The following is a 15,181-nucleotide window of genomic DNA, read 5'->3' as shown; positions in this document are numbered from 1 at the left end:
AGTCGGGGAACCGTGACGACGTCCATCGAAGGCAGGATCGCCGAGGAGCTCGGCGTACGTGAGCGGCAGGTGAAGGCGGCCGTCGAGCTGCTCGACGGCGGGTCGACCGTGCCGTTCATCGCTCGCTACCGCAAGGAAGCGACCGAGATGCTCGACGACGCGCAGCTGCGCACGCTCGAGGAACGGCTGCGTTATCTCCGGGAGCTGGAGGAACGGCGGACCGCGATCCTCGAGTCCGTGCGCGAGCAGGGCAAGCTCACGGAAGAGCTGGAGGCCCGGATCGGGGCCGCCGACACCAAGGCTCGGCTGGAGGACATCTACCTGCCGTTCAAGCCGAAACGGCGCACCAAGGCTCAGATCGCCCGCGAGGCGGGGCTCGAGCCGCTGGCCGAGGGCCTGCTGAGCGACCCGTCGGTGGACCCGCTCGCGGCAGCCGCCGCGTTCGTCGACGCGGACAAGGGCGTCGCGGACGCACCCGCCGCCCTCGAGGGAGCGCGCGCGATCCTGACGGAGCGTTTCTCCGAGGACGCCGACCTCATCGGTGAACTGCGCGAGCGGATGTGGACCCGCGGCCGGCTCGCCGCCAAGGTGAGGGACGGCAAGGAGGAGGCGGGCGCCAAGTTCGCCGACTACTTCGACTTCTCGGAAGGCTTCACCGAGCTGCCCTCCCACCGGATCCTCGCGATGTTCCGCGGCGAGAAGGAGGAGGTCCTCGATCTGGTCCTGGAGCCGGAGGAGCCGACCGACGGCCCCTCGTCCTACGAAGGCATCGTCGCGGCCCGCTTCGGTGTCGCGCAGCGCGGGCGTCCCGGCGACAAGTGGCTCGGCGACACCGTCCGCTGGGCCTGGCGCACCCGGATCCTGGTGCACCTCGGCATCGACATGCGGCTGCGGCTGCGTACGGCCGCCGAGGACGAGGCGGTGCGGGTCTTCGCGGCCAACCTGCGCGATCTGCTGCTCGCCGCCCCGGCGGGCACCCGCGCGACCCTCGGGCTGGACCCCGGCTTCCGTACCGGGGTGAAGGTCGCCGTCGTCGACGCGACGGGCAAGGTGGTAGCCACCGACACGATCTATCCGCACGTTCCCGCGAACAAGTGGGACGAGTCGCTCGCGAAGCTGGCCCGTCTCGCCAAGGAGCACGCCGTCGAGCTGGTGGCGATCGGCAACGGCACCGCCTCCCGCGAGACCGACAAGCTGGCCGGCGACCTGATCACCAGGCATCCGGAGCTGAACCTGACCAAGGTGATGGTGTCGGAGGCGGGCGCCTCGGTGTACTCGGCTTCGGCGTTCGCCTCGCAGGAGCTGCCCGGTCTGGACGTGTCGCTGCGCGGTGCCGTCTCCATCGCGCGCCGGCTGCAGGACCCGCTGGCCGAGCTGGTCAAGATCGACCCGAAGTCGATCGGCGTCGGGCAGTACCAGCACGACCTGTCCGAGGTGAAGCTGTCCCGGTCGCTCGACGCGGTGGTCGAGGACTGTGTGAACGGTGTCGGCGTCGACGTCAACACGGCGTCGGCGCCGCTGCTTTCCCGGGTGTCGGGCATCGGCGCCGGGCTGGCGGAGAACATCGTCGCGCACCGCGACTCCAACGGCCCGTTCCGTTCCCGCAAGGCGCTCAAGGACGTGGCACGGCTCGGCCCGAAGGCGTACGAGCAGTGCGCGGGCTTCCTGCGCATCCGGGGCGGTGACGACCCGCTGGACGCCTCCAGCGTGCACCCGGAGGCGTATCCGGTGGTGCGGCGGATGGTGAAGACGACCGGTGGAGAGGTGGCGTCCCTCATCGGCAACACCTCCGTCCTGCGATCATTGCGGCCGGCCGAGTTCGTGGACGAGACCTTCGGCCTGCCGACCGTGACGGACATCCTGCGGGAGCTGGAGAAGCCCGGCCGCGACCCCCGTCCGGCGTTCCGCACCGCCACCTTCAAGGACGGCGTCGAGAAGATCGGCGACCTCGCCGCGGGGATGGTACTGGAGGGCGTGGTCACCAACGTCGCCGCGTTCGGAGCGTTCGTGGACGTCGGTGTCCACCAGGACGGTCTGGTGCATGTGTCGGCGATGTCCCGGAACTTCGTCAAGGACCCGCACGACGTGGTGAAGTCGGGCGACGTGGTGAAGGTGAAGGTGCTCGACGTCGACATCCCGCGCAAGCGGATCTCGTTGACGCTGCGGCTGGACGATGAGGCGTCGGCGCAGCAGGCGGACGCAGGTGCGCCCCGGCGTGAGCGCGGCGGACGTCCCCCGCAGCAGCGCCAGGGCGGTGGCGGCGCGGGCCGCGAGCGCCGTGGTGCGGGTGGCGGGGGCGGCCGTGGTGGCGGCAACGGCGGTAGCAGTCGTGGCGCCGGCACACCGCGCCAGGCCCCGGCCCCGTCGAACAGCGCGATGGCGGACGCACTGCGCCGCGCGGGCCTGGTGGACCCGAAGAACCGCTGAATGCGCCTGGGGCCGGGGCACCCCCGGCCCCGGAAGCGGCCGTCCCGCATCCGGCCGCGTCGCAGCGGCCGGTCACGGACGGCCTCGGATCGGGGCCGGTCACGGACGGCCTCGGATCGGGGCCGGTCACGGACGGCCTCGGATCGGGGCCGGATCGGGCTCAGAGTTCGGTGATCTTGCCGTCGGCCACCTCGACACGGCGGGTGACATGGACGGCGTCCAGCATCCGGCGGTCGTGGGTGACCAGCAGCAGCGTGCCCTTGTACGAGTCGAGCGCCGCCTCGAGTTGTTCGATGGCGGGCAGGTCGAGATGGTTGGTCGGCTCGTCCAGAACCAGCAGATTCACGCCACGTCCCTGCAGCAGCGCGAGCGCGGCACGGGTCCGTTCGCCCGGTGACAGGGTGGTCGCCGGGCGCATCACATGACCGGCCTTGAGTCCGAACTTGGCCAGCAGTGTGCGGACCTCGGCCGGCTCGGTGTCGGGGACGGCCGCGCAGAACGCGTCCAGCAGCGTCTCGGTGCCGTAGAAGAGCCCGCGTGCCTGGTCGACCTCGCCGACGACGACACCCGAGCCGAGCGACGCGTGTCCCGAGTCGAGGGGAAGCCGGCCGAGCAGGGCGGCGAGCAGCGTCGATTTGCCGGAGCCGTTGGCGCCGGTGACGGCCACGCGGTCCGCCCAGTCGATCTGCAACGACGCCGGGCCGAACCGGAAGCCACCACGCCGCACCTCCGCCTCGCGAAGGGTGGCGACCACCGAGCCGGAGCGCGGGGCGGCGGCGATCTCCATCCGCAGCTCCCACTCCTTGCGGGGCTCCTCCACCGTGTCGAGCCGCTCGATCATGCGCTGCGTCTGGCGTGCCTTGGCGGCCTGCTTCTCGCTCGCCTCGCTCCGCATCTTGCGGCCGATCTTGTCGTTGTCGGTGGCCTTGCGGCGGGCATTCTTGACGCCCTTGTCCATCCAGTTCCGCTGCATCTGGGCGCGGCCCTCGAGAGCGGCCCGCTTGTCGGCGTACTCGTCGTATTCCTCGCGGGCGTGCCGGCGGGCGGTCTCGCGCTCCTCCAGGTACGCCTGGTAGCCGCCGCCGTAGAGGGTGATCTGCTGCTGAGCGAGGTCCAGTTCGAGGACCTTGGTGACGGTCCTGGTCAGGAACTCGCGATCGTGGCTGACCACGACCGTGCCGGCCCGCAGACCCTGTACGAAGGTCTCGAGGCGCTCGAGACCGCTCAGGTCGAGGTCGTTGGTCGGCTCGTCGAGCAGGAACACGTCGTAGCGGGACAGCAGCAGGGAGGCGAGACCCGCGCGTGCGGCCTGGCCGCCCGACAGGGACGTCATCGGCTGGTCGAGGTCGACGGTGAGGCCGAGCGAACCGGCGACCTCCTCCGCGCGCTCGTCGAGGTCCGCGCCGCCGAGGTCGAGCCAGCGCTCCAGGCCGGTGGCGTAGGCGTCGTCCGCCCCCTCGACGCCGTCGGCCAAGCCCTGGGCGGCGGCGTCCATGGCGGTCTGGGCCGCCGCGACGCCGGTGCGGCGGGCGAGGAAGGCCCGGACGGTCTCCCCTTCGCGGCGCTCGGGCTCCTGCGGGAGGTGGCCGACGGTCGCGGTCGGCGGGGAGAGCCGCAGCTCGCCCTGTTCCGGCCGGTCGAGTCCGGCGAGCAGACGCAGCAGGGTGGACTTGCCCGCTCCGTTGACGCCGACGAGACCGATCACGTCGCCGGGTGCGACGACGAGGTCGAGCCCGGCGAAGAGCGAGCGGTCGCCGTGTCCGGCGGCGAGGTCCTTGGCGACGAGAGTTGCAGTCATCAGGGAGTGAATCCTAGGGCTTCTTGCGGGTCAGAGGAGTCCGGCGAGTTTGTACAGGGCGAGGGAGCCGGCGACGGCCACGTTCAGGCTCGAGCCGGTGCCGATCATCGGGATCTCCACGCACTCGTCGAGCAGGTCGAGCGCTTCCGGCGGAATCCCGTGCTGCTCGTGGCCGAGGACCATGACGGTCGGGCGTCTCGCCGGCGCGAGGTCGGCGAGGCGTACCGCCTCGTCGGCCAGCTCGACGCCGACGATGCGCGCTCCCCGCTCCCGTTGCCGGGCCAGCCATCCCAGCGGGTCGCCGGTCCGGTGGGTGCACACCGGCTTGCGCAGGGTGTTGCCGCGGGCCAGTGCTTCGGGCACCCAGGGGAAACGCGGGACGGTGATGCATGCGCCGACCGCGTCGCAGGTGCGGGCGAGGGTGCCGAGGTTCGCGCCGTGCAGCGGCCACAGGGGCGCCGCGTAGAGATGGTCCCAGCAGGAATGGGCTCGCGGGCGCCGGCTTCGGCGGAGCTCGTCAGGGGCACGAGTGCGGAAGGCACGTCCGCTGCTCCTCTCGCTCATGGGCGCGGGGAGGCGGACCTCCGGTTCAGGGCCGCACACGTGCGAGGCGTGTGATGTACGTGACGTGAGTGATGCATGCGGCGGCGATTCAGCGGCTCGCCCGGGCCTCTTGTCGGATCATCGCGCAACCGGCGTGACGAGCACGCCCCCCATGGTGCGCGCCACGACGAAGGATCGTCCCTTGACCGCCCTGGCGTCCAGCGGAATTCGGTGCGTCCCGGGCTGCAGCGTCCCGTCGAACAGCTCCCGGACGCGGGTGCGGTGGAGCGCATCGAGACGGTAGGCCACCAGACGGACGCGGCATTCGGAGGCCACCTCGACCACCGCCTCCCCGCCCTTCACCGCGAGTCCCCGCAGGCGCCGCTGCCCGACCGGACTCCGGTCCAGGGCCAGCTCGACCTGAGCCACCAGCAGCGGGATGATCGGCGCGAGCCCGTCCACGTACTCCACCTGCGCGCCGGCGAGGGCGAACGCCTCCCGCACCGCGACGCGGTCCGCCTCCGTGACCGCCCGGCCGAAGGCGACGGCCTGGTACGCGCCGAGCTCCTCGGCCGGGACTCCGGCCGCGTCGTGGGCGATGTCGGCGCCGATGCCGATGGACCGCAGGGCGGCTGCAAGCTTGGCGAGGACCGCGACCCGCGCGCCGATCAGCAGGACGCGGCGGCGGGCCGCGGCCTCCTTGGGGCCGGGCAGCAGCTGCTCCAGCGCCGCCCGGTACTCATCGCCGCGGAAACGGAACGGACCGATGCCGTGGTAGCCGTTGAGTTCCAGATCGGCCGTCCGGTCGGTCTGCCAGGCGAAGTCCCGCCACACGACGTCGTCGCCGTCGCGCTCGATCACGGCCGTGACGGCCCCGCACTCGAGCCCCTCGCATTCGGGGCAGCCGTAGATCACATACCGGCCGTCGCTCAGTGGCGCCTCCGCTTCGAGGAGCAGACGGCGGAGATGGTCGGTGAAGACCGCGGGCGGGATGTCGGAGGCCAGCGGCGAGACGGCGTCGAGGTCACTGAGCCGGTGAAGCAGCGGCCGGCCGTCGACGATGAAGTCGGTGAAGTCCCGGTGCACCTGGTAGGCACCATCGGCGAGGACTCCCCCGGTCCGCATCGCCGGCGCCAGCCCGAAGGTCGCGTACTCGGCAGACATGTCGTGATTCTGCCCAACCGCGCGGTCTTCTGAGCATGGAACGCCATGGGTTACGGTCCCGGCATGAGCGGCGACGTACTGGTGCTGGGCGGCGGGGTGGTGGGGCTGACCACCGCCGTCGTGCTGGCGGAGAGCGGCAGGCGGGTGCGGGTGTGGTCCCGGGATCCCGCCGGCGCGACCACGTCGGCGGTGGCGGGAGGGCTGTGGTGGCCGTATCGCATCGAGCCGGAGAAGCTGGTCGGCGAGTGGTCCCTTATGTCACTGCGGGTGTACGCGGCGCTGGCGGACCGGCCGGAGGAGACGGGCGTACGGCTGGTGCCCGGCGTCCACGCGGAGACCCGGCTCGTCGACCTCGGTCCTTGGGCCGCGAGGGTGGAAGGACTGCGGGAGGCGGGCCGCGACGAGCTGCCGCCGGGATTCGCCGCCGGCCTGCGGGCCCGGATCCCGCTGATCGACATGCCGGTCCATCTCGGCTGGCTGCGGCGGCGGCTGGAGGCGGCGGGCGGCACCGTGGAGGGGCGCCAGGCCGGTTCCCTCGCCCGGGCGCAGTCGGAGAGCCGCGCCTCTGTCGTGGTCAACTGCACCGGTCTCGGCGCACGCGAGCTGGTGCCCGATCCGTCCGTGCGGCCGGTGCGGGGGCAGTTGGTGGTGGTGGAGAACCCGGGCGTCGAGGAGTGGTTCACCGCGGTCGACCACGCCTCGAGCGCGACGACGTACCTCCTTCCGCAGCCGGGGCGGCTGCTGTTGGGCGGCACCGCCGAGGAGGACTCCTGGGACCTGGTGCCCCACGAGGCCCCCGCGGCGGCCATCGTCGAGCGGTGCGCCCGTATCCACCCGGAGGTCGGCCGGGCCAAGGTGCTCGGGCACCGGGTGGGTCTGCGGCCCGCACGGGACACCGGCGTGCGGATCGAGTCGGAGCGCCTGCCGGGTGGGGCTCTGCTGGTCCACAACTACGGCCACGGCGGCGCCGGCATCACCGTGGCCTGGGGCTGCGCGCAGGCGGCGGTCGCGCTCGTCGGGTAGGCCGTGTCCGGGGCGGCTTGGTGGCGAGTCTGGTGGCCAGCTGCGCCCCGGGGATCCGGTGGGGACGATCAGGTGCGGAGCCCGATGACACGGCCTCGCAGAGCATGGGCACCCGCCCGGCAAAGAGCCCTGATTTTTTCCCTTTCACCCCTTTTTACGGCATGCGCGGAGCGTTACTCTGGTAGTGGCCTACGAGGCGAGCGAGGGAGTTCGACCGGAGTAGCCGACTTTGGCGGAGATACCCGCCGGGGCCGACGTCGACGGTCGGGCTGAGAGGTCCGAAGGTCCAAGGACCGGAGGGCGACCCCCACCACCTGATCCGGACAATGCCGGCGCAGGGAGCCCGTCTCGTAGGTTCTTGCATGTCGCGGCCCGAGTGGCGGGCAGCCGTCGCCGTCCATGGTCCTGGTCCCGGCTCCAACCCGGCAGCACGGTAGGGAGCCGGTTCGTCATTCCGAGCGAGAGTGCGCGCGCCCAGGTAGCGGCGTATTCCGCGCGACGCTGTGGGGAGCGGTCCCGGACGCACGTCGCCCAGGCCGAACCGCGCACCGCGGCGGCCCGGCACGCCCCCGGGAACGGTCGTCGCTCAAGCCGCCTCCGCCTCCGCCGCCTGGGCCCGGGCACGGACCACGTCCGACGGGTCCCAGTCCTGGTGCGGGACGGAGGTGAGCAGAAGCCGTGTGTACGCGTGCCGCGGTGTGCGCAGCACCTGGTCCGTCGGCCCCTGTTCGACCACGGTGCCCCTGCGCATGACGACGGTCTCGTCCGTGATGTGCTGCACCACGGCCAGGTCGTGGCTGACGAACACCAGGGCCACACCGGTGTCCTCGCGGATCTCTGCGAGGAGTTGGAGGATCTGGGCCTGGATGGACACGTCGAGGGCCGCGACCGCCTCGTCGAGCACCAGGATGCGCGGGTCGACGGCGAGGGCGCGCGCGATGGCGAGACGCTGGCGTTGTCCGCCGGAGAGTTCGTGCGGCCTGGCCTCGGCCTCGCGGGCGCCCAGGCCGACCCGGTCGAGCAGTGACCGGATGCGGTCCTCCACCGCGGAGTGCCCGTGCAGCCGCAGGGCGGTGCGGAGGCACTGGTCCGCGGTGAGCCGCGGGTCGAGGGAGACGTAGGGATCCTGGAAGACCATCTGGATCTCGCGTGCCCGGGCCAGCCGGGTGCGCCGGGAGCGGCCGCCGCGACGCGCGGAGCGCCGGTCCCGGCCGCTCACGGTGACGGTGCCCGCGTCGGGCCTCTCGAGACCGGCCAGCATGCGGGCCACGGTGCTCTTGCCGGAGCCCGACTCGCCGACGATGCCGACCGAACCGCCCTCCGGCAGGGTGAACGACACCTGGTCGGCCGCGGTGAGAGTGCCGCCGCCCGGCAGCCGAAAGGTCTTGTGGAGCCCTTCGACCACGAGCAGGGACGGGCCGTCCTGGGGGCTGTTGCCGTTCATGGTGTGCTCCTGACGGCCGGGGCGGCCGGTTGTACGGGGTCCTCGGCGGTGCCTGCCTCCGGATTGCCGGGCGGACCGCCCGGGGGCAGTTCGCCGATCCGGCGGCAGGCGGCCGTGCCGGCGCCGGCGACGGGCAGCGGCTCCGGGGTCCAGGTTTCGCACGCGGGTTCGCTGTGGGGACAGCGTGCCGTGAAGGGGCAGCCGGGGAATGCGTCCGCGAGTGACGGGGGTCGGCCGGGGATCGGACGGATCGCCCGTCGTGTCCCGCCCAGTTCCGGCGAGCAGTCCAGCAGGCCCATGGTGTACGGGTGCCGGGCGTCACCGAAGAGGCGTCGCGCCTGCTGCTCCTCGACGACACGGCCCGCGTACATCACGTACAGCCGGTCGCAGTAGGCGGCGGCGAGATGCAGGTCGTGGGTGATGAACAGCACCCCCAGCTCCCGTTGTCCGCGCAGCTTGCGCAACAGGGCGAGGATCTCCGCCTGGGTGGTGACGTCCAGGGCGCTGGTGGCCTCGTCGGCGAGCAGCAGGCGAGGCTCGGCGGCGAGCGCACCGGCGATGACGACGCGCTGCAGCATGCCTCCGGACATCTCGTGCGGCCGCTGCCTGACGCGCCGTTCGGGGTCGGGCAGGCCGACGGCGTCGAGGAGTTCGACCGCGGTGCCCAGCGCTCTGCGCCTGTCCTTACGGGAGCCTTCACCGGGGCGGACCAGTCTTTCGACGAGGAAGTCGCCGACCCGGCGCACGGGGTTGAGGGCGGAGCGCGGGTCCTGGTGGACCATGGCCACCGTGCGGGCACGGTGTTCGCGCAGGCGTGTCCCGGTCATCGGCAGCACGTCCGCTCCGTCGACCAGCACCCTCCCTTCCGTTCGCGCGCCATCGGGAAGGATGCTCAGCGCGGCCTTCGCGGTGGTGGACTTGCCCGAGCCGGATTCACCGACGAGGCCGACGACCTCGCCGGTGCGGACCCGGAGGGACACCTCCGCAAGCAACGGACGGGCGGCGCCCGGCAAATGGACGGTCAGGTTCTTGATGTCGAGCAGCATGGCGCGGCTACCTCCTGGATCCGAGCCGGTCGGCGGCGCGGACCCCGACGACGTTGAAGGCCACCACGACGGCAGCGATGGCGGTGCCCGGCACCAGCGCGGGCAGCAGGGCGCCCTGCACGATGGCCGCCTGGCCCTCCTGCACCATCAGGCCCCAGTCGGAGCTGGGCGGCTGGGCGCCGAAGCCCAGATAGCTGAGCGTCGCGAGGCTCATGAGGGCCTCGCCGAACAGGACGACGAGGTAGCCGGCGATCGACCGTGCGAGATTCGGGACCAGGTGGCGCACACATATGCGCGCGCCTCCCATGCCCTGCACCCGGTAGGCGTCGATGTACGGCTTCGCCCGCTCGGAAAGTGCGACGCTGCGCGTGTACTTGGCGATCGTGGGGGCGAAGGCGAGCCCGAGCCCCAGCACGGATGTGGTCGTACCGGCGCCGAACACGGCGATGATCAGGACGACGAACAGCAGGCCGGGGAAGGCGTACATCACATCCGTGGCACGCGACACCAGTGTGTCCACCCATCCGCCGCGCCAGGCGGCCAGGGTGCCCAGCGCGACACCGAGGACGGACGCGAACGCGAGCAGCAGGACCGGTGCTATCAGGCTCGTCCGGGCGCCGTACAGCACGCGGGAGAGCAGGTCCTGGCCGGAAGCGTCCGTGCCGAGCGGATGTTCCGCGCCGGTGCCGACGAGGGAGGAAGAGAGGTCGACGGCGTCCGGCGGGTACGGGGCGAGCAGCGGGGCGAACACAGCGGCGAGGACCACCAGTCCGAGGAAGCCGGCAGCCACCGCCGCACCGAGGGAGCGGCGGGAGCGCTTGCCGACGGGCAGCAGCCCGCCGGCGGGGACGGCGGTCATGCGGGACTCCTCACGGCCTTGAGACGGGGGTCGAGCAGCGGGTGCACCAGGTCGACGGCGGTGGTGACCACGACATAGCCGGTGACCATCACCAGCAGGACCGCCTGGGCGACCGGGAAGTCATGGCTGTTGATCGCGCCGACGAGCAGCGAGCCGATGCCGCTCAGCCCGAAGACGGTCTCGATGGCGACGGTCCCGGCGAGCATCCCGGCGGTGACAAGGCCGCACATGGTGATGATCGGGCCCAGCGCATTGCGCAGGACGTGCCGGCGGACGATCTCGCGCTCCGGGATCCCGGAGGCGCGGGCGACGGCGACATGGTCGGCCGCGCCCGCGTCCACCATGGCCTGGCGGGTGACCCGGCTGATGACGGCGAGCGCACCGAGCGCCATGGCGACGGCGGGCAGGGTGAGGTGGTGGACCGTGCCGGCAAAGCCTTCGCCGCTGCCGGTCACCGGGAACCAGCCGAGTCGGACCCCGAACAGCCCGACGAGGGCTATGCCGCCGACGAACGAGGGGACGGACGCGGCGAGGGTGGTGCCGCCGACGACCGCGGAGTCCACCCAGCCGCCGCGGCGGACGGCGGCAAGGATCCCCGCGCCCACGCCCAGGGCCACGAAGAGGACGGTGGCATAGGCGACAAGGGCGAGGGTCGTGGGGAACCGTGCCGCCAGCAGATCGGCGACCTGGTCCCCGTACTGGAACGAGCGGCCGAGGTCGAGGTGGAGGCAGTCCCAGAGCCAGCGGCCGTACTGGAGGACCAGCGGCTCGTCGAGGTGGTACTGCTCCCGGACGGCGGCCAGCCGCTCGGGGGTGAGCTTGTCACGGCCCCCGGCCAGGAAGACGGCGGGGTCGCCGGGGGCGGCGTACACGGCGGCGAAGATCACGAAGGAGGCGGCCAGCAGTGTGGCGAACAGTCCTCCGAGCCGTCGCCCGGTTGCGGCGATCATGGTCGTTCAGCTCACTTCGCACCGAGCGCCGCGGCCCAGGGGTAGTAGAGGTAGGCCATGGACGCCGGCGGGCCTGTCAGCTTGTCGTCGACGACGAGAGCCGTGGGCATCTGCGCGACGGGGATCCACACCGCGGCTTCGCTGAACCGGCGCTGTACATCGATCACGAGCGCGGCGCGCTGCTTGTCGTCCAGGGTCCGCATCGCTTCCTTGACCTTGCTGTCGTACTCCGGGCTGTGGAATCCCACCCAGTTGTTGGAGCTGTCGGAGAGGCCGTTGTCGTAGAAGCCGATGGGGTCGCTCTTGGAGATGTACCAGTCGGCGACGAGCACGTCGATGTCGGCGCGTGCCTCCTTGTCACCGTAGAACTCGCCGTACTCGGCGGGCGGGACGGTCTTGATCTGGCTCTTCAGGCCGATCTGCTGGAGCGCGGCGCGGACGGCGTTGGCGATGACCAGGCGGCCCTGGCTGCTGTCCGTGCCGATGACGATCGGCTTGTCGGGAGCCGCCTTGGCGTTCTCCACGAGCTTCTTCGCGGCGGTGATGTCGTCTCCGTCGGGGCGGGCCGGGGCGCCTGTGAGCTGCTTCTGGGCGTCGGCGAAGGCTTCCTTCTCGTAGCCCCAGGCGCCTGATCCGACGGGGGTGGCCCACGGCTCGACGAGACCGCCGTAGCCGGAGCGGGCGATGCCCGCGCGGTCCAGGGTGAGCGCGAGGGCCCTGCGGATGTCCGGGTCGGCGAGCCCGCCGCGCTCCGTGGGGATCAGGGCGAGGGCGGCGGTGCTCGGTCCGTAGTGCTGGTCGAGTCCCTTGGTGCCCCGTAGTGCGGCGGCCGTGCTGATGGAGTCCGCGTACGTGCCGTCGGCGGCGCCCGTCTTCAGCGCGTTCACCATGGCGCTGTCGTCGGCCCAGCGGAACACGACCTGCTGGGTGAGGGGCTTCTCGCCCCAGTAGGTGTCGCTGCGGTTGATGACGATCGAGTCGCCGGACTTCCAGTCGGCGAGCCGGTAGGGGCCCGAGCAGGCGTCGGGCTGTCCGGGGGTGCCGAAGTCCTTGCCCGACTTCTCGACCTGCTCGCGGTTGTAGACCAGTCCGGCGTCACCGGCCAGGGCCTTGGTGAACAGCGCGTCCGGCTGCTTGAACGTGATGGTGATCTCGAGGTCGCCGCTCCTGGTCATCTCCGCGACGTTGTCGAACTCGTCGGACTGCTCCATGTCCGGCCGGGCGTGGCGCTGAAGGCTGAACATGACGTCGTCCGCCGTCATCGCGGAGCCGTCATGGAAGAGGACGTCGTCGCGCAGGGCGAGAACGAGGGTCTTGGCGTCCGGTCGGGTGGCCTGCCGGACCAGGGAGGGCTGCACGGACATGTCGGGCCGGAGTTGATAAAGCCGCTCGCACACGTTGCTGAGGACGGTGCGGCCGGCGCTGCCGCCCTGGGTGTCCAGGTCGAGGGAGTCCGGTTCGTCCTCCAGCAACCAGTTGACGGTGGGGACTTCGCCCTTGGCCTTCGCGGTGGTGGGTGTGAGTGTGAGCTGGGCGGCGTCGGCGGTGGCGCCGGCTCCCGCGGGGCGGGTGGTGTCCGCGCCGCTGCACGCGGTGGTGAGGGCCATCGCCCCGGCGAGGCCGGCGGCGGCGGCGGTGGTTCTGAGCTTCATGTGGGCTCCTGAGCGGGGAAGGACAAAGAACGGAAACAGCGTCAGTTCGGGGCGTGGGGGCCGTCGTAGAGATTCCAGGGCAGGTGTTGGTACTCGCGGTCGCAGGGCGTGCCCGCCGTGACGTGGTAGTCGCCCGTGGTGAGGTCGACGCACGAGGAGACGAGCGTCTGCCACTGCTTGATCTGTGGTCTTCGGGGGTCGATGTGGGTGCACAGCGACTCGGGGTGGCCCAGGTGGTCCGACATCGCCTGCTTGATGAGCTTCCGCGACTCGTCGGCGCCGGTGGACCCGCGCAGCAGGCTCAGGCCCTCCGCCGCGCGAGGCACCCGCACCAGCGAATCGGCGGCCATCGGGCGGTAACCCGCGGCGAGGGCGGCGGGGACGCCCGCCTGGTAGTGGTTGCCGTGCACCAGCAGGCCGTCGGTCGGGTACATCCAGCCGTGGCCGGCCGGCGTGGTCTCGAGGTCGATGGCGAATCCCTCGCGGCACGTCAGCAGGGCGTTGCTGGCGATGTGCGCGCGGGTGCGGCAGAGCTCGTCGAGGGCGTCGGTGATCGTGGAGCGGTCGAGGACGCTGCGCCGGATCACGGTCTGCGGGAGGCCGACCGTGTCGTCGAAGCGGCCGCCGAGCCCGTTGGCGTTGAGTGCGATGCCGGCGGAGTTGGCGCCTTGGCGGCCGATCTGTCCGGCCTCCACCTGCATGACGACGGTCGGTTTCGGCGGCTGGATCACGCGGATCATGACGACGGTGTCCGCGACCCCGGCGCGCCAGTCCCAGTTCTGGCCCGCCCATACGTGGCCGTCGCCGCTGGCGGGGCCGTACGCGGCGAACGAGGTGCAGCCGTCCGGCGGCTCCTCCTCGGGAACCCGCGCGCCGGGGCCGTCGTGCTCCCGCATCCGTGCGAAGGAGTCGTCGTAGATGACCTCGCCGCGTGCGTTGAGTGCCAGGATGTCGAGCAGGCCGACGCCGGCGCCGTCGGCGATGCCTTGCATCTCCTCCAGGAGGTGGGGTGCGTAGTCACGGACGGGCTCGAGCCAACGGGCCGCCCGGGATGTGACCTGCTGCCAGGTAAGGCCGGAGGACGCTCCGAACGCCTCCGCGTAATAGGCGAGAGCGGTCCCGATCTGTGGGGCGCCCGCTGATCCGTACTGGCGGCCGCGCTCGACGGGGGTCCCCGACACTTCGATGACGGGAAGGGCGTGTTTCATCGCCAGGACTCCTCGGGACACATGCGTGCTGTAATGTTCGTTCCGAGAACACGAGATCCTGGAACGGAATACACACGAGCGTAACGGCCGTAACGTAGGAGTCAATACCTGTAATGAAGAATCCAGAATCCGGCAGCGCCGCACCGGGCGGTCTGACCCGCCTTCGCGCCACCGTGCGCGACCAGTGGGACGAGCTGTCGGCCGCCGAGCGCACCGTCGCGCAGTACCTGGTCAGCGCGCCCGCCGAGCAGGTGATGTTCGCCAGCGCCCAGGAACTGGGGACCGCCAGCGGCACCAGCAACGCCACGGTCGTCCGCGCCCTCCAGCGCCTGGGTTACGCGGGACTTCCCGCGCTGAAGCGGGAACTGGCGGCGGATTTCACCTCGGCGCTGGCTCCCGAGGTCCGGCTGAAACAGCGCATCGCGCACGTCGGCCAGGACCTGCAGACCATCTGGAACGACGTCTTCGACGAAACTCAGGACCGTATCGAGCAGTGCCGGCGCCTCACCGGCACCGACGCCCTCCAGCAGGCCGTGGCCGCGCTCGCCGACGCCCGTGAGGTGCTCTGTTACGGCGTCGCCGCGTGCGAGCTGGCGGCGCGCCATCTCGCTCTGGCCCTGGGCCGCATCGGCCGCCGCGCGCGGTTCGTGGGCGCCACGGGGTTCGCACTCGCCGACCCCCTGCTGTCACTGGCGCAGGGCGACACCGTGGTCATCTTCCAGCCCGGCCGGCCGCTGTCGGAGCTCACGGTGCTGGTGGAGCGTGCCCGGTCGGTGGGGGCGAAGGTCGTCTTCGTGACGGACGAACTGGGCGAGGCGTTCGAGGACCGGGTCGACGCGATCCTCACCGCGCCCCACACACCGACCGGCATCACCAACGAGGCCCTGACGGGACTCGTCGTCGCCGACGCGCTGCTGCTCGCCCTCACGACCCTGGACGAGACCCGCGCGGTCGAGCACTCGCACCAGCTCACGGCGCTGAGGGAGCAGCTCCTTCCGCCGCGCGAGCAGCGCTCCAGAAGAGCCTGACCAGGGGCCAGGACGGCGCGGCGGACAGGGTGCCGGCGG

At 71.7% G+C, this 15,181-nt stretch carries 12 protein-coding genes; 3 read left to right on the top strand and 9 right to left on the bottom strand.

Annotation, left to right across the window (positions count from 1 at the left end; all coding sequences use genetic code 11):
* Nucleotides 1-12: 12 nt before the first annotated feature.
* Nucleotides 13-2,427, top strand: a complete 2,415-nt coding sequence (locus tag MDN94_RS22630) for a Tex family protein (RefSeq protein WP_482727707.1) — start codon at nucleotides 13-15, stop codon at nucleotides 2,425-2,427.
* Between the two features lie 160 nt (nucleotides 2,428-2,587).
* Here the strand turns inward: MDN94_RS22630 and MDN94_RS22625 are convergent, their stop codons facing one another.
* The 3 genes from MDN94_RS22625 to MDN94_RS22615 form a co-directional block, all read right to left on the bottom strand.
* The gene (locus MDN94_RS22625; protein WP_482727706.1) at nucleotides 2,588-4,225 is read right to left on the bottom strand and encodes an ABC-F family ATP-binding cassette domain-containing protein; all 1,638 of its coding nucleotides are present in this window, start codon (nucleotides 4,223-4,225) and stop codon (nucleotides 2,588-2,590) included.
* Between the two features lie 30 nt (nucleotides 4,226-4,255).
* The gene (locus tag MDN94_RS22620; protein WP_482727705.1) at nucleotides 4,256-4,789 is read right to left on the bottom strand and encodes a TrmH family RNA methyltransferase; all 534 of its coding nucleotides are present in this window, start codon (nucleotides 4,787-4,789) and stop codon (nucleotides 4,256-4,258) included.
* A gap of 117 nt (nucleotides 4,790-4,906) precedes the next feature.
* Nucleotides 4,907-5,932 carry an oxidoreductase gene (locus tag MDN94_RS22615; RefSeq protein WP_482727704.1) on the bottom strand — a complete coding sequence of 342 codons (1,026 nt, stop codon included), beginning with the start codon at nucleotides 5,930-5,932 and terminating at the stop codon, nucleotides 4,907-4,909.
* A 63-nt stretch (nucleotides 5,933-5,995) separates the two neighbouring features.
* On the opposite strand from MDN94_RS22615, the gene MDN94_RS22610 reads away from it, so the two are divergent.
* Nucleotides 5,996-6,955, top strand: a complete 960-nt coding sequence (locus MDN94_RS22610; protein ID WP_482727703.1) for an FAD-dependent oxidoreductase — start codon at nucleotides 5,996-5,998, stop codon at nucleotides 6,953-6,955.
* 586 nt (nucleotides 6,956-7,541) lie between these two features.
* On the opposite strand, the gene MDN94_RS22605 is transcribed toward MDN94_RS22610, so the two are convergent.
* Genes MDN94_RS22605 through MDN94_RS22580 form a run of 6 tightly spaced genes read right to left on the bottom strand, consistent with a single transcriptional unit; the run spans nucleotide 7,542 to nucleotide 14,114 of the window.
* Entirely contained in the window at nucleotides 7,542-8,399 is an 858-nt protein-coding gene (locus MDN94_RS22605; RefSeq protein WP_482727702.1) for an ABC transporter ATP-binding protein, read from the bottom strand.
* Entirely contained in the window at nucleotides 8,396-9,445 is a 1,050-nt protein-coding gene (locus MDN94_RS22600) for an ABC transporter ATP-binding protein (RefSeq protein WP_482727701.1), read from the bottom strand. Before MDN94_RS22600 ends, MDN94_RS22605 begins: the two co-directional genes overlap by 4 nt.
* A gap of 7 nt (nucleotides 9,446-9,452) precedes the next feature.
* Nucleotides 9,453-10,304 (bottom strand): ABC transporter permease, encoded by an 852-nt coding sequence (locus MDN94_RS22595; protein WP_482727700.1) that lies wholly within the window; start codon nucleotides 10,302-10,304, stop codon nucleotides 9,453-9,455.
* Nucleotides 10,301-11,254 carry an ABC transporter permease gene (locus MDN94_RS22590; protein WP_482727699.1) on the bottom strand — a complete coding sequence of 318 codons (954 nt, stop codon included), beginning with the start codon at nucleotides 11,252-11,254 and terminating at the stop codon, nucleotides 10,301-10,303. Before MDN94_RS22590 ends, MDN94_RS22595 begins: the two co-directional genes overlap by 4 nt.
* 11 nt (nucleotides 11,255-11,265) lie before the next feature.
* Complete coding sequence (locus tag MDN94_RS22585) at nucleotides 11,266-12,906, bottom strand: ABC transporter substrate-binding protein (RefSeq protein WP_482727698.1); 1,641 nt, start codon at nucleotides 12,904-12,906, stop codon at nucleotides 11,266-11,268.
* Between the two features lie 41 nt (nucleotides 12,907-12,947).
* Complete coding sequence (locus MDN94_RS22580) at nucleotides 12,948-14,114, bottom strand: C45 family autoproteolytic acyltransferase/hydrolase (protein ID WP_482727697.1); 1,167 nt, start codon at nucleotides 14,112-14,114, stop codon at nucleotides 12,948-12,950.
* Between the two features lie 113 nt (nucleotides 14,115-14,227).
* On the opposite strand from MDN94_RS22580, the gene MDN94_RS22575 reads away from it, so the two are divergent.
* On the top strand, nucleotides 14,228-15,142 hold the full coding sequence (locus tag MDN94_RS22575) for a MurR/RpiR family transcriptional regulator (RefSeq protein ID WP_482727696.1): 915 nt from the start codon (nucleotides 14,228-14,230) through the stop codon (nucleotides 15,140-15,142).
* Nucleotides 15,143-15,181: the final 39 nt, after the last annotated feature.

This window comes from Streptomyces sp. WAC00040, from assembly GCF_056835925.1.
The sequence above is the reverse complement of the archived record's forward strand: the minus strand, read 5'-3'. Positions and strand labels throughout refer to the sequence as shown.

Excerpts from the sequence above, each read along its gene's own strand:
- MDN94_RS22580 (WP_482727697.1), bottom strand. The coding sequence starts at position 14,114 with ATGAAACACGCCCTTCCCGTCATCGAAGTGTCGGGGACCCCCGTCGAG.
- MDN94_RS22620 (WP_482727705.1), bottom strand. The coding sequence starts at position 4,789 with ATGAGCGAGAGGAGCAGCGGACGTGCCTTCCGCACTCGTGCCCCTGAC.
- MDN94_RS22600 (WP_482727701.1), bottom strand. The coding sequence starts at position 9,445 with ATGCTGCTCGACATCAAGAACCTGACCGTCCATTTGCCGGGCGCCGCC.
- MDN94_RS22575 (WP_482727696.1), top strand. The coding sequence starts at position 14,228 with ATGAAGAATCCAGAATCCGGCAGCGCCGCACCGGGCGGTCTGACCCGC.
- MDN94_RS22615 (WP_482727704.1), bottom strand. The coding sequence starts at position 5,932 with ATGTCTGCCGAGTACGCGACCTTCGGGCTGGCGCCGGCGATGCGGACC.
- MDN94_RS22590 (WP_482727699.1), bottom strand. The coding sequence starts at position 11,254 with ATGATCGCCGCAACCGGGCGACGGCTCGGAGGACTGTTCGCCACACTG.
- MDN94_RS22595 (WP_482727700.1), bottom strand. The coding sequence starts at position 10,304 with ATGACCGCCGTCCCCGCCGGCGGGCTGCTGCCCGTCGGCAAGCGCTCC.
- MDN94_RS22585 (WP_482727698.1), bottom strand. The coding sequence starts at position 12,906 with ATGAAGCTCAGAACCACCGCCGCCGCCGCCGGCCTCGCCGGGGCGATG.
- MDN94_RS22610 (WP_482727703.1), top strand. The coding sequence starts at position 5,996 with ATGAGCGGCGACGTACTGGTGCTGGGCGGCGGGGTGGTGGGGCTGACC.
- MDN94_RS22625 (WP_482727706.1), bottom strand. The coding sequence starts at position 4,225 with ATGACTGCAACTCTCGTCGCCAAGGACCTCGCCGCCGGACACGGCGAC.
- MDN94_RS22605 (WP_482727702.1), bottom strand. The coding sequence starts at position 8,399 with ATGAACGGCAACAGCCCCCAGGACGGCCCGTCCCTGCTCGTGGTCGAA.